This window comes from Chroococcidiopsis thermalis PCC 7203 (genome assembly GCF_000317125.1).
Classification (GTDB): domain Bacteria; phylum Cyanobacteriota; class Cyanobacteriia; order Cyanobacteriales; family Chroococcidiopsidaceae; genus Chroococcidiopsis; species Chroococcidiopsis thermalis.
The window spans coordinates 5,911,446-5,925,023 of the sequence record NC_019695.1 but is presented as its reverse complement, the minus strand read 5'-3'; the positions used below and the strand labels follow the sequence as shown (position 1 = coordinate 5,925,023).

Genomic DNA, 13,578 nt, shown 5'->3' with positions numbered 1-13,578 from the left:
GACAACTGACAACCGCTCACTGATTCTGGTTTCTGCGTGGAAATTTTGGTAATTCAATTGATGCTAGTGATTTTCTACCTTTGGGTGGATGCCAGGGATAAACAACTGGTGAGGGCCAGTTGAGGTTAACCTGATTCTGGCTGGATGGGGAAGCATCGGCAGGGGAAGCTTCTGCTTCGCCTGCTGGTTCCTCCGTCTGCGATTCATTGGTTGGGTGCGATTCTGATATCTGTGGTTGGGGCGCGAGCCGATCGAGGTCGAGCGACGTTGTATCGTCAGTCTCGATCGCCTCTGCTGAAGCTTCTTCTTGTAACAAACTCAAGAAATCGTCTAGGTCTACTTCTTGGTTAGTTTCTGAAAAGAAAAAACTTTGCTCTGCGGAGCTATTCCCACTTTGCAAATCGAAAGATCCAGTACTGGGGGTGGAATTGAAACTGTAAGGCGCTTGGCGATCGCTCAAAAAGTTTTCCGCCGTCCACTCATTCAATGGTGAATCTGAGGATTCTTGTCGGTCGCGATCGATAAAATTCGGGGTTTGAATCGACCACGGAGTAATCGGTTGCGGGTTGGGGAATAACGATTGCGTTCTCAAACTACTAGCATGATTTTCTGGGGGTCGATCGGTTGTGGCAGCGGGTGATTCCGCGCACTTTTCTAGCGCTACTTTTAACTGCATGGTGTAGCGTTGCTGGCGCAGTAAGCGAGAGCGGAGATCGCGGCAGGATGTCTCGACTTGCATGAGCTGATAGGATTGCTCATTATATCTAGACTGCACGAGAGAGCATTCTCTTTCCATTTGAGCGATCCGTTCTTGGCTGGCGTTTAAGTCATCGGTAAGGGTCTCAACCACAATTTTCTGCTGCTGGATGGCTTGTTCTGCCGTCTCTAGCTTGGCAGATAAAGATTCTACTTGCGATCGCGCTTGCTCCTGAGCTTGAATTTTTTGGGCAAGCTTCAAATCTGCCTCGCGCGATCGCCCTCTGATGTAATGCAATTCATTTTGGCTGTTTTCTAGCGCTCTCTCTAACTGAATTACCCGTTCTACTAGTTTGGTGTTGGAGCCGCGCATCTCTTGGATGAAACTCAATAACGTCGCGACTTCTTCAGGAGTTAAGGATGCTCCACCATTCTCTGCCGAGTCCATCCAACGAGCAACGGACGACCAAGAACCTACTGCGGGTTCTGGTTCCACAGAAACATCGCGGGCAACAGCAGCATCGTCCGCTGACTCAGATAAATTGGTTTCGTCTTGGTTTGCTGGGGATGCCTCACCATCGGCAAGCCCACTATTAGCAAAATTAAACCACTCAGCAAATGGCGCACTATTGACTTTTTCTGCTTCACTCATGGTCTTGTACCCCGCTGTAAAAATTCTTAGCTGCCCCGATATCAGACTTTCTATTATTCATCCACTTTTAAAAGATTTTTTTAAAGATTCAGACTTTCTTAAAAAAAATAGATCTTCTACCATAAATGAATTTTTCAGTATTTATACTGGTAACTTTTCCCAAATTCTGTATGCAGAAATATAAAATAATTAGGCGCGAGTTGTTACTCTCGTTTCTATCCTGTAGCTATCTTACCTCCACCACCTCAATTGAAGAAAGTCAGTTGTCAGTGGAAAGTGAGTAGTGAGTTGCTAGTGGCTGGTGGCTGGTGGCTAGATGCTTCTGACTTGCGAATGCGCGCATGTGCATCACTAATTAATTATTTGCTCTATGTCATTTAATTTTCCGGCTCGGACTTGGTTAGGAGTTGTGGTAAGTAGTTTAGGACTGTGGTTTTTACCCATACCTGGAATCGCCAACTCCGCGATCGCGGCAAAAAAATTTATATTTCCTATGGAGCGATCGAACGGTCTATTTCTGTGAACTCCTTGGAAAGCTACGCTAAAAAAGGCATAGTTGACGACGAGTTAGCTACCTATGCAGCATATGTCAGTCCCCAACGATTGTTACAATTACAACGAGTTTTACTCAAACGGATCGATCTAAGTCCGGTTGCAGTATCCCAGTTTCTTTATACGCCAACTGGAACAACCCTGTTAAAAAGACTAGGCGAGGTTGTCCAAACTGAATCTCGGCAATCGGGATTTTATGCCCTGCGCTCGGCACTCATTTTAGCAGCAGCAGATCCAAAAGGCTTAACACTCCTGAACATACTACACAAATTTCCGACTAACGTACGAGTTAATATGGGGCGGATGCTTCAGATGGCTGAAGCCCTAGAAACCTTGATTAGCCAATCACGCAGAGCGATCGCCTTAATTTCCGAAAATTCGACAGTCGCAGCTGCTCAAGTCCAAGGAATAAATTTTTCTCAGTTACCAGATTTGCGATCGCCCGGACGTTTTAGTTGGAGCAAGCAAACCTTAAAATTAAGCGATCGCCGCCGCGATCGGGCTTTTGTTGCCGATCTTTATTTACCCAGGGAGCAGGAAGCAGGGAGTAGGGAGCAGGGAACAGGGAGCAGGGAGCAGGTAGGACAAGGGAGACAAGGGGGACAGGGAGACAAGGAAGCAATTACCAATTACCAATTACCAATTACCAACTACCAAAATTTCCCAGTCATAGTCATATCCCACGGTTTAGGGAGCGATCGCACGAGTTTTATTTATCTAGCCGAGCAACTGGCAAGTTATGGTTTTGCTGTTGCAGTTCCCGAACATCCTGGTAGCAATGCAGAACAATTGCGATCGCTGTTTTCCGGTCAAGCAGCCGAAGTAGCAGAGCCAAGCGAATTTGTCAACCGTCCTTTAGACGTGAAATACTTATTGGATGAATTAGAGCGACTGAATGCAGTTAATCCCAGTTGGCAGTTGAATGTACAACGAGCAGCGATTATTGGTCAATCTTTTGGCGGTTATACTGCCTTAGCTTTAGCAGGCGCAAGCTTGAATTTTAGTCAATTGCGTCAAGATTGTAACAACCCTAAAGATATCTGGAATCTATCGCTACTGCTTCAGTGTCGTGCTTTGGCTTTACCATTGACTCAAGATAATTTGAAAGACTGGAGAATTAAAGCCGCGATCGCCATTAACCCATTTACTAGTAGTATTTTTGGGGAATTAGGGTTGAGGAAGATTCAAATTCCCATAGCGATCGTCAGCAGCAGTGCAGATACAATTGCTCCTGCCTTACCAGAACAGATTATTCCTTTTGCTTGGTTAACAGCAGAGCGAAAATACTTGCTCTCCATCGATCGCGCCAGCCATTTTTCTACGATTGGCGAATCAGCAGCGGAAGATGCCGATCCGATTCCCCTACCCGCACAAGTTATCGGTCCCAATCCGGCGATCGCACGTCGCTACGTTAGCATTTTGAGCGTGGCATTCATGGAAACTTATCTCGATCGAAACCCCCAGTATCGTCCCTATCTCAGCTCCTCCTATATTCAAACCGTCAGCCAAGCACCGCTAGATGTGAGTCTCGTTTCATCCTTACCACTAACCCAGCTAGCTAATTCTATCTGTACGGTGGTCACAGCCCAACAGAATTTTTGTCCTCAAGCTTACAGGCGGGGGAGAAAAGAGAGCTGAGGGAGCTGAGGGAGCTGAGGGAGCTGAGGGAGCTGAGGGAGCTGAGGGAGCTGAGGGAGCTGAGGGAGCTGAGGGAGCTGAGGGAGCTGAGGGAGCTGAGGAAGCTGAGGGAGCTGAGGAGAGAATAATCACCAATGACCAATGACCAATGACAAATAACTCTAGTTAGAGGTCAATTTGCGATCGCGCTTGCTAACTTGGTGAATGAGATCGAGACGAGGAGTTAAATGGTAATGGACAAGACTTTATTGATGATTTTACTGTTGGGTTTGCTACTCAGCTTCATCGTAGCGCCGTTTTCTGGCTTAGCCTTACTGATGATTTTCCTGCTAGTCTCAGCTGTTTTGTGGACAGGCTGGACGCTTGTGAGTATTTTAATCCGTGGTAAGACAAGCGACAGTAATTCGTAGTTCAGCGATCTACGGTTCGGTAGGTTCACCAATCGATGCGGTCATATGTGAGTTGCGATCGCCACTAAACCATCGTAGTTGCAAAACAGGTAGTTACAAAAAAGAACGATAGATTTCGCTTTCTAACGTACCGCTAAAATACCCCTGTCCAATAGAGGTTCTCTGCCAGTCTGCCAATGCTTCATCTGGCGTAACTCTAATTGTAGACACTAATTCTGCCCGAATCTGCTGAATGAGTTCCTGCTCTTTCAGCTTAGTATCTCTTACTTTTGGTGTAGATGTGGAAGTTCGAGCGATCGACATTATGGCTTATCCCTCTTGCACCAAGATTTATTTCTCAATATTCTCAGGCTATAACTGCACCCACGTTCATCAGCTTAAGAATTCTTGATAAAGAGGAGACAAGGGAGACAAGGGAGACAAGGGAGACAAGGGAGACAAGGGAGACAAGGGAGACAAGGGAGACAAGGGAGACAAGGGAGACAAGGGAGACAAGGGAGAGGGGGGAGACAAGGGAGCAACTACTAATTCCCTACACCCTACACCCTTTCTTCACGCATCACGCACCACTCATCACGTACCACTGTTTACTAGACCTCCTGCATGAATCAAACAGGAGTTACGCACTTGAGTTTCAGTCCTCGACGATCCCTCCTAGTTCCTCCCTTTTTAAGGGAGGAATAAAGCCCCCTTTTTAAGGGGGTTGGGGGATCGACTGCGTAACTCCTGTCAAAAAATCATGGATGTCATTCTGTTGGCGAAGCCTTCCCGAAGGGTACGCAACGCAGTGTAGTGAAGAGTCTCCCAGATGTTTCGCTTCGCGTGTGGATGACAATTCAAGTATTCACGCAGGAGGTCTACTGATAACTGAAAAAAGTGTCACTGGAGATGAGTTAAAGAGAAAGAGCGTGAGTTATTTAAATTTGTAGATATACTCATAATGCCCTGTAAAAGCTGGGATGGTGCGTAATTCCGAATTCCGAATTCCGAATTCCGAATTCCGAATTTCCTCGCTTCTCATAACTCCTTCGCTGTCATATGTCCGTATACTGCACTCAAGGTCACGAAAACTTGCCTGAAAGTCGTTTTTGTATGCATTGCGGCGAGAAGCTGTCTCTAGCGTCGGGAAATGGCTTGTATTCAGGACAGATGTTAGGCGATCGCTACTCGATCGTACGTTTGCTAGCACAAGGTGGTTTTGGGCGCACCTATCTAGCGGAGGATACTAACCGCTTTCGCGAACTCTGCGTTTTGAAAGAATTTGCGCCGCAAGCACAGAGTAATACTCTTTTACGCAAAGCAGCAGAATTGTTTGAACGGGAAGCGGGAGTGCTTTACAAATTGCAGCATCCGCAAATTCCCCGCTTTCGCGAATTATTTCGCGTCAAAATTGACAGTAAAGAACATTTATTTCTGGTTCAAGATTACGTAGAAGGGGAAACCTACCGTAGCCTGCTAGATGAGAGAATGCAGCAAGGAAAATTTTTTAGCGAGACAGAGATCGTTCACCTCTTGCAGCAAATTCTTCCTGTATTAGATTACATCCACAGTGTAGGAGTCATTCATCGGGATATTTCCCCAGAAAATTTAATTTTACGCGCTAGCGATCGCCTACCAATGCTAATTGATTTTGGTGGTGTCAAACAAGTTGTTGCGACTGTTTCATCAGCTAAGTCTGGTAGGGGAATGCATACCGCTACGCTACTAGGAAAAGTCGGCTACGCACCACCCGAACAAATGCAGCAGGGGGTAGTTTATCCTCACAGCGATTTGTATGCCTTGGCTGCTACGGTATTAGTTCTACTTACAGGTAAAGAACCACAAGAATTAATCGACGATCGCCATCTTACATGGCACTGGCGGCGAGAAGTCAGTCTTACGCCAATGTTGGGGACGATGATAGATAAAATGCTATCTCCTCGCCCTAGCGATCGCTATCATTCTGCACAACACGTTTTACACCTCTTACAGCAGCATAGCACCGCTGCGACACCCCTACCTACTCCCATGACAGTAGCAGTTAATAAGTCGCCAGTTGCCGTTGCTGTCAAGCCAGTTATTAATATTCCCCAACCCGTTATTAACATTCCGAAGCCAGTTATTAATTTTTCTCTGTTGGTTAACAATTTTCCCAAACCAGCAATTAACATTCCGAAGCCAGTTATTAAAATTCCTAGCGTTACTTTTTTCAAAACCAAAAAAATTTGGTTTGCATTACCAATAGGAATTATATCTGCATATATGGGTTGGTTAGCAGTGAGTGGTTGGTTGCAATTTCAATCAAATCTAACTGACAAGAAAGTACCTCAGTCGCCAAAAGTAGTCGCTAAACCTCAGTTTTCTGCTGCCGAACAACGTCGGAAAAATCAATTGCGCGATCGCCGCCAGCGAATGGGGATAAATAACAGATATTATATTGCTTTAGTAGACCAAGTTTTTTGGGAAAGATATCCTCAGTATAAAGGTCGTCGTCTCACGGCGAATCCAGAGGATGCAAAAATTAGGGCTGATTGGGATAATTTGGCGGCGGACTGTTTAGATTGGTTGCAATTTCTGCCCTTAGAAACTCGCAAGCGTTTGGGTAGTTACTCGCAAAAAGATCGATCGCGTTGGCAACAGCAATTGTATCAACTAAACCTAAGTAATAGAGTTTTATACGATTTAGCTGATGCTGCCTTTTTACAAATGTTTCCCCAACAGCGGGGACAAAATTTTATGAACAAACCAATTAATCAGGTTTGGTATGCGATCGCTGAGGAGAAGTTGCAAGCTATCCTGAAGGGAAACGCTTATGAGAAAATTGAGTTTGATTCTGGAACGAGTGAAAGACAAGTTAGTGGTAGGTTGAAGTCTGGCGAAGGCAAAACTTTTGTTGCCGAATTAACAGAAGAACAAGTGATGCAACTGGAATTGGAAGCCGATCCGCAAGTATTAATTTCCGTATATTCTCCTACAGGTAAAATTAAGCTGATGGAAGATTCTCGCAATCGTACTTGGGATGGAGATTTACCAGAATCCGGTTTTTACGAGTTTGTTGTCGTATCTACTGCGTCTGGTAAGAGCGATTATCAGCTTAAACTAATAATTAGCGAATAGCAGTCTGCATCCATGTCGATAAAATTTCTATGGCGATCGCTACTATCTGTAACTGCGATCGCTGGTAGTCTGTATATCATTGCTTGTTTGTTTCTCTACTTTCAACAAGCGCGATTTATCTTCTTTCCTCGCGCTACTATTGATACTACTCCAGCAGCTTTTAATCTACAGTATCAAGAAGTGTGGTTGCCTGTAAAAACGGCATCTAGTAAGGTAGAAAAAATACATAGTTGGTGGATACCTGCATCGACACCAAGTAACAGAGTATTGCTATATTTGCACGGTAATGGAATTAATATCGGGGCAAATGTTGCTCATGCAAGCCGATTTCATCGTATGGGTTTTTCGGTACTACTCCCTGATTATCGCGGTTATGGTTTGAGTCAGGGTAATTTCCCTTCTGAATCGCAAGTTTATCAAGATGCACAAGTAGCTTGGAATTATTTAGTTAAGGAGAAAAAGATTCCAGCCAATCAGATTTTTATTTACGGACATTCTTTAGGTGGTGCAGTGGCGATCGATCTGGCGGTTAAGCAACCAAAGGCGGCTGGATTAATCGTCGAAAGTTCTTTTACTTCAGTGGCGGATATGGTAAATCATCAGCAAATTTATCGTATTTTTCCAATCAAGCTACTATTACATCAGCGGTTTGATTCTATTGATAAGGTGGGTTCTTTAGCTATGCCAGTATTGTTTATTCATGGTACTGCCGACTGGCAAGTTCCTGCTAGCATGAGTCAACAATTGTATGAAGCTGCACCGCAACCAAAGCAAATTTTTTTGGTTCCGAAGGCGGGGCATAATAATACTGCTGAGGTTGCAGGGAGTCAGTATTTTCAAGTGGTGCAGCAGTTTGTTAAGCAAGTAGAGAATGAAAATGTCGCGCAAAGACGCAAAGGCGCAAAGGGTTATTAAGAGATTTTCGTTGTTTAACAGTATCTAGAAAGAGGTTTTAAACAATGCAACTTCAATTGAGTCAAATTGACGTGCAGCCAGGGCAAAGGTTGGTTTTGAAAAATATTAGTTGGGATGATTTTGAGCAGATATTAGTAGAGTTGGGCGATCGCCGTGCTTCTCGAATTGCATATTATCAAGGAATATTAGAAATTAAGGTTCCGTTGGCAGGTCATGAAAGTGGTAAAGAAAATATTGGAAATTTAGTAAAAGTTATACTGGAAGAACTTGATATTGAGTTTGCCTCTTTGGGTTCAACTACTTTTAAACGGCAAGTTATGAATGCTGGTGTAGAACCAGATGCTTGTTTTTACATTCAAAATGAAGCAGCAATTCGCGGCAAGGAGAGGATCGATCTGAATTTCGATCCTCCACCAGATTTAGCAATTGAAATCGATCTTACCAGCGATTCGGAGATTAAAAAGAATAGTTATGCAGCTTTAGGTGTTCCCGAATTGTGGATTTATGATGGGCGATCGCTCAAAATTTACTTGTTACAAGATCGGCAGTATGTTACTACAGAACAAAGTCAAATTTTTCCTAATTTGCCAATTTTAACAGCGATCCCTCAGTATGTAACTCAGAGTAGAGTAGAGGGAAGAAATGTGGCAATCAAGGCTTTTCGGAGATGGGTTATAGAATTTACGAGAACTCTTCCAAACAATTAACAATGTGTTAAATTCCGCCTCTGAGAATGCAATAGACGTACCCTAACGTGCCTAAAATTGGTATCCTATACTTCTGTCATAGCCACTGTGGGATGCTCCTATGTCTTTCGTCGGTCTACACATCCATAGCGATTACAGCCTACTCGACGGTGCAAGCCAGCTGCCGCAACTGGTAGATCGGGCGATAGAATTGGGTATGCCTGCGATCGCGCTTACCGATCACGGTGTCATGTATGGGGCGATCGAATTAATTAAAGTTTGTCGTAGTAAGAATATTAAGCCAATTATTGGCAATGAAATGTATGTCATCAACGGCGATATTGGAAATAAAGAACGCCGCCGAGTTAGAAAATACCATCAAGTTGTCTTAGCAAAAAATACTAAAGGCTACAAGAATTTAGTTAAACTTACGTCGATTTCTCACCTGAAAGGATTTCAAGGTAAAGGAATATTTGCCCGTCCTTGTGTCAATAAGGAGCTGTTACAACAGTACCACGAAGGCTTAATTGTTACGAGTGCTTGTTTAGGTGGAGAAATTCCTCAAGCCATTTTACAAGGTAAACCAGATGTGGCGCGAGAAATTGCTAAATGGTATAAAGATGTTTTTGGGAAGGATTATTATTTAGAAATTCAAGATCACGGTTCTCCTGAAGATAGAACCGTGAATGTGGAAATCATCAAAATTGCTAGAGAATTAGATATTAAATTTGTTGCTACGAATGATTCCCATTTTATTTCCTGTTTTGATGTAGACGCTCACGACGCACTATTATGCATTCAAACTGGAAAGCTAATTTCCGAAGATAATCGGATGCGCTACAGCGGGACGGAGTATTTGAAATCTGCTGAGGAAATGGCGCAGTTATTTCGCGATCATTTACCAGATGATATTATCCAAGAGGCGATCGCCACAACTTTAGAAGTTGCCGAAAAAGTCGAACCATACCACATTTTAGGCGAACCGCGACTGCCTAACTATCCCGTTCCTGCCGGACATACAGCCGATACTTATGTAGAAGAAGTTGCTTGGGAAGGATTATTAGAACGCCTCAATCGTAAATCTCGCAATCAAATCGAACCAGTCTATAAGGAAAGACTGGAATATGAGTTGAAAATGCTTCAAAAAATGGGATTTTCAACTTACTTTTTAGTCGTTTGGGATTACATTAAATACGCTAGAGATAACGACATCCCTGTAGGACCAGGACGCGGTTCCGCTGCTGGTTCTTTGGTTGCTTATTGCCTACAAATTACTAACATCGATCCGGTACATCATGGCTTGTTATTCGAGCGATTTTTGAATCCAGAACGAAAGTCAATGCCTGATATTGATACCGATTTCTGCATCGAAAAACGCGATGAAGTGATTGAATATGTGACGCGGAGATATGGTGAAGATCGAGTCGCGCAAATTATTACATTTAACCGCCTCACATCCAAGGCTGTTTTAAAAGATGTGGCGCGAGTCTTAGATATTCCCTACGCCGAATCAGACAAAATGGCGAAATTAATCCCTGTGGTGCGGGGTAAGCCAACTAAACTGGCGGTGATGATTTCTGACGAAACACCAGAACAAGAGTTTAAGGATAGATACGACAACGAACCCCACGTTCGCCGCTGGATTGATATGGCGATGCGAATTGAAGGAACGAACAAAACTTATGGCGTTCATGCAGCCGGAGTTGTGATTTCATCCGATCCGTTAGATGAAATCGTCCCGTTACAAAGGAATAAAGAAGGCGATGTCATTACCCAATATTTTATGGAAGACATCGAAGCAATGGGATTGTTGAAAATGGACTTTTTAGGATTAAAGAATTTGACTTTAATTCAAAAGTCTATTCAACTAATCGAACAATATCGCCAAATAAAAGTCGATCCGTATGAAGTTACGGCAAATGAAAGAAAAGTACAGAAAATTTTAGCTAAAGGTGAAACTGATAAAATTCCTGAAGATGTAGAAAAAGCTTATAAGCTGCTAGAAGCAGGCGCGTTAGAAGGAGTATTTCAGCTAGAATCTTCGGGAATGCGTCAGATTGTTCGAGATTTAAAACCTTCTTGTATCGAAGATATTTCTTCTGTGCTAGCTTTATATCGACCAGGACCATTAGATGCTGGTTTAATTCCAAAATTTATTAATCGCAAACACGGTAAAGAAGCAATTGAAAACGAGCATCCCATATTAGAACCAATCTTGCAAGAAACCTATGGAATTATGGTGTATCAAGAGCAAATTATGAAAATTGCTCAAGATTTAGCCGGATATTCCCTCGGACAGGCGGATTTGTTAAGACGTGCCATGGGTAAAAAGAAAACCTCTGAGATGCAGAAACAAAGGGAACTTTTTGTTGATGGCGCAGCCAGAAATGGGGTGAAAAAACAAATAGCTGAAGAGTTATTTGAGAAGATGATGAAGTTCGCAGAGTATTGTCTCAGCTACGATACTGAAATTTTAACTGTTGAATATGGAGCAATACCTATAGGTAAAATTGTAGAAGAACGTATCGAATGTACAGTTTACAGTGTCGATAATAATGGTTTTATCTATACTCAACCAATTGCTCAATGGCATAATCGAGGACAACAAGAAGTATTTGAATATTGTTTAGAAGATGGTTCAATTATTCGTGCGACTAAAGACCATAAATTTATGACATTTGAGGGAAAAATGTTACCAATTGATGAGATTTTTGAACAAGAGTTAGATCTAAAACAAGTTAAGTCAATCCAAAATCTGTAAAATGTTAGTGAGCTATCGGCAATTAAATTCACAACATAAACAACAAATAATAGATGCTTTTGTTGCAGGACTAGAGTGCGGAAACATTCCTAATTATCTTGGTGTAAGTGAAAGAGCCGTTGCTAGAGTTCTTAAAGAAGCGGATATTAATACTAAGCGTCGAAATCGCTATACATTAAATGAAAGCTACTTCGATGTAATTGATACTCAAGCTAAAGCATACTTGTTAGGTTTGATAGCAGCAGATGGGTGTGTTACTAAAACTAACTATATTGCTTTTGAATCAATTGATCGCGAACTGACAGAGCTACTTAGTCGAGAACTATTATACTCTGGAAATATTAGAATTATTAAACCTCAAGGCTACGCTCCTCACTATCGAATCAACTTTTCTTCACGAAAAATAGCTACTGCTTTGTGCAACTATAGTGTGGTAACTGGGAGAATGTTTTCTGGTGCTTACTATTTTCCTGAATCAGAATATTTAGCTTCTTATGTATTGGGATATTTTGATGGAGATGGCTGTGCTTATGTAAACGAGGGAAGAAGTGGCGGACTTGTTTGTATTGTAGGTTCTTTCGAGTTCACAAGTGAGCTGGCTAGACTTTTAGATATGGGTGTTGTAGAAGAACATGTCTCAGGAAAAGCTTATGATTGGAGAATTTACAGTCGTCAGAATATTCAAGCATTTTATAACTTCGTATATCAAAATCCATTATTAGGACTAAGCCGTAAAAAGCAGAAAATTGAGCAAATTCTTGGGAGTTATAGACGTGGTTAAGATAATTAGTCGTAAATCGTTAGGAATTCAGCCAGTATATGATATTGGGGTTGAACGAGATCATAAATTTGTTTTAAAAAATGGATTAGTTGCTTCAAATTGCTTCAATAAATCCCATTCCACAGCTTACGGCTACGTCACTTATCAAACTGCATATCTCAAGGCGAATTTTCCTGTAGAATACATGGCGGCGCTATTAACAGCTAATAGCGACAAAACAGAACAGGTACAAAAATATATTGCTACCTGTTTGAACATGAATATTCAAATCGAACCACCAGATATCAATCGCTCTGGTGTAGATTTTACACCAATAGAAAATAATATTTTATTTGGACTCTCAGCAGTTAAAGGGTTAGGCGGAGAAGCGATCGCCTCGATTTTAAAAGCGCGTTCGGACGGAGAATTTAAATCTCTAGCTGATTTTTGCGATCGCGTTGATTTACGTGCTGTCACCCGTCGAACAATTGAACCACTCATTTATTGTGGAGCATTCGATAAACTCGAACCAAATCGTCAACAATTATTAAAAGATTTAGAACTAGTCCACGATTGGGCGCAATCTCGTGCTAGAGATCGGGCGATCGGTCAATTTAGTTTATTTGACTTGGGAGGACTGACGGATACTAGTCAGTCAGAAAGTAGCTTTGATTCTGCACCCAAAGCACCACCAGTCGCAGATTTTCAACAATCAGAAAAGTTACGCAAAGAAAAAGAGTTATTAGGTTTTTACGTCTCCGATCATCCCCTCAAAGCAGTTAGACAAGCAGCACAAATTTTGTCTCCAATTAACCTCAGCGATTTGGAAAATATCCATAGCGAAACCTCTGTGAGTTCGGTAGTGATGCTAACTAGCATGAAACCCGTGACGACGAAAAAAGGCGATCGCATGGCAATTTTACAACTAGAAGACTTAACCGGACAGACAGAAGCAGTTGTCTTTCCGAGAACCTACGAACGCATTTCCCATCTTTTAGAAGCAGATACGCGATTAATTGTTTGGGGTAAAGTCGATCGGCGAGACGACAAAGTACAAATGATTATTGAAGATGTGGAACCAATAGAAAACGTCCGTTTAGTCATGGTAGAACTCGATCCCTTACAAGCTGGAAACATCCAAGAACAGCATCGCTTACAAGAAATTTTGCAGCAACAAGTAGAAGAAAAGGAAAAAGCAAAAATTCCAGTTTTTGCTATTATTCAAGATGCCCGCAATCGTCGATTAGTGCGCCTCGGTCGTAGTTATTGGGTACAAGATAGTAGAACCGCCGTAGAAGCACTTAGAACTGCAAAATTTCCCGCGCACGTACAACCATTGTTAGTAGGTAATGGGTAATAGGTAATAGGTAATGGGGAAGTCAAAAGTGAAAAGTTGAAGGTCAAAACTATTG

The 13,578-nt window shown here is 42.4% G+C and carries 12 protein-coding genes; 10 read left to right on the top strand and 2 right to left on the bottom strand.

From position 1 onward, the window contains the following. Nucleotides 1–16: 16 nt before the first annotated feature. Nucleotides 17–1,348, bottom strand: coding sequence for a hypothetical protein (locus CHRO_RS25850; protein WP_015157182.1), 1,332 nt, complete (start codon nt 1,346–1,348; stop codon nt 17–19). Nucleotides 1,349–1,777: 429 nt separating this feature from the next. Here CHRO_RS25850 and CHRO_RS25840 point away from each other — a divergent pair, with 429 nt between their 5' ends. The 3 genes from CHRO_RS25840 (at nt 1,778) to CHRO_RS25835 (ending at nt 3,948) form a co-directional block, all read left to right on the top strand. After that, a complete protein-coding gene (locus CHRO_RS25840) occupies nt 1,778–3,538 on the top strand; it encodes an alpha/beta hydrolase (protein WP_015157181.1) in 1,761 nt (586 codons plus the stop codon). After that, nucleotides 3,499–3,666 (top strand): hypothetical protein, encoded by a 168-nt coding sequence (locus tag CHRO_RS32920; protein ID WP_181824238.1) that lies wholly within the window; start codon nt 3,499–3,501, stop codon nt 3,664–3,666. The genes CHRO_RS25840 and CHRO_RS32920 overlap by 40 nt, the downstream gene beginning before the upstream one ends. A gap of 105 nt (nt 3,667–3,771) precedes the next feature. After that, nucleotides 3,772–3,948: a hypothetical protein gene (locus CHRO_RS25835; protein WP_015157180.1), complete on the top strand. Its 177-nt coding sequence runs from the start codon at nt 3,772–3,774 to the stop codon at nt 3,946–3,948. A 93-nt stretch (nt 3,949–4,041) separates the two neighbouring features. Here CHRO_RS25835 and CHRO_RS25830 read toward each other — a convergent pair whose 3' ends face one another. Continuing rightward, nucleotides 4,042–4,251, bottom strand: a complete 210-nt coding sequence (locus tag CHRO_RS25830; RefSeq protein ID WP_015157179.1) for a hypothetical protein — start codon at nt 4,249–4,251, stop codon at nt 4,042–4,044. On the opposite strand from CHRO_RS25830, the gene CHRO_RS33575 reads away from it, so the two are divergent. From CHRO_RS33575 to CHRO_RS25800, 7 genes are all read left to right on the top strand, one after another. Next, complete coding sequence (locus tag CHRO_RS33575) at nt 4,227–4,646, top strand: hypothetical protein (RefSeq protein ID WP_219336031.1); 420 nt, start codon at nt 4,227–4,229, stop codon at nt 4,644–4,646. The two genes, CHRO_RS25830 and CHRO_RS33575, sit on opposite strands and share 25 nt — an antisense overlap. A gap of 340 nt (nt 4,647–4,986) precedes the next feature. Continuing rightward, on the top strand, nt 4,987–7,044 hold the full coding sequence (locus CHRO_RS25825) for a serine/threonine-protein kinase (protein ID WP_015157178.1): 2,058 nt from the start codon (nt 4,987–4,989) through the stop codon (nt 7,042–7,044). 12 nt (nt 7,045–7,056) lie between these two features. Continuing rightward, complete coding sequence (locus tag CHRO_RS25820; protein WP_015157177.1) at nt 7,057–7,959, top strand: alpha/beta hydrolase; 903 nt, start codon at nt 7,057–7,059, stop codon at nt 7,957–7,959. A 44-nt stretch (nt 7,960–8,003) separates the two neighbouring features. After that, complete coding sequence (locus CHRO_RS25815; protein WP_015157176.1) at nt 8,004–8,666, top strand: Uma2 family endonuclease; 663 nt, start codon at nt 8,004–8,006, stop codon at nt 8,664–8,666. Between the two features lie 100 nt (nt 8,667–8,766). Further along, entirely contained in the window at nt 8,767–11,406 is a 2,640-nt protein-coding gene (locus CHRO_RS25810; protein ID WP_015157175.1) for a trans-splicing intein-formed DNA polymerase III subunit alpha N-terminal partner DnaE-N, read from the top strand. Between the two features lies 1 nt (nt 11,407). Next, complete coding sequence (locus CHRO_RS25805; protein ID WP_015157174.1) at nt 11,408–12,187, top strand: LAGLIDADG family homing endonuclease; 780 nt, start codon at nt 11,408–11,410, stop codon at nt 12,185–12,187. Continuing rightward, nucleotides 12,180–13,523, top strand: coding sequence for a trans-splicing intein-formed DNA polymerase III subunit alpha C-terminal partner DnaE-C (locus tag CHRO_RS25800; protein ID WP_015157173.1), 1,344 nt, complete (start codon nt 12,180–12,182; stop codon nt 13,521–13,523). Before CHRO_RS25805 ends, CHRO_RS25800 begins: the two co-directional genes overlap by 8 nt. Nucleotides 13,524–13,578: the final 55 nt, after the last annotated feature.

Coding starts and splice junctions, on each gene's coding strand:
- CHRO_RS25820 (WP_015157177.1), top strand. CDS start 7,057: ATGTCGATAAAATTTCTATGGCGATCGCTACTATCTGTAACTGCGATC.
- CHRO_RS25835 (WP_015157180.1), top strand. CDS start 3,772: ATGGACAAGACTTTATTGATGATTTTACTGTTGGGTTTGCTACTCAGC.
- CHRO_RS25830 (WP_015157179.1), bottom strand. CDS start 4,251: ATGTCGATCGCTCGAACTTCCACATCTACACCAAAAGTAAGAGATACT.
- CHRO_RS25850 (WP_015157182.1), bottom strand. CDS start 1,348: ATGAGTGAAGCAGAAAAAGTCAATAGTGCGCCATTTGCTGAGTGGTTT.
- CHRO_RS25810 (WP_015157175.1), top strand. CDS start 8,767: ATGTCTTTCGTCGGTCTACACATCCATAGCGATTACAGCCTACTCGAC.
- CHRO_RS25815 (WP_015157176.1), top strand. CDS start 8,004: ATGCAACTTCAATTGAGTCAAATTGACGTGCAGCCAGGGCAAAGGTTG.
- CHRO_RS33575 (WP_219336031.1), top strand. CDS start 4,227: ATGTGGAAGTTCGAGCGATCGACATTATGGCTTATCCCTCTTGCACCA.
- CHRO_RS25825 (WP_015157178.1), top strand. CDS start 4,987: ATGTCCGTATACTGCACTCAAGGTCACGAAAACTTGCCTGAAAGTCGT.
- CHRO_RS25805 (WP_015157174.1), top strand. CDS start 11,408: ATGTTAGTGAGCTATCGGCAATTAAATTCACAACATAAACAACAAATA.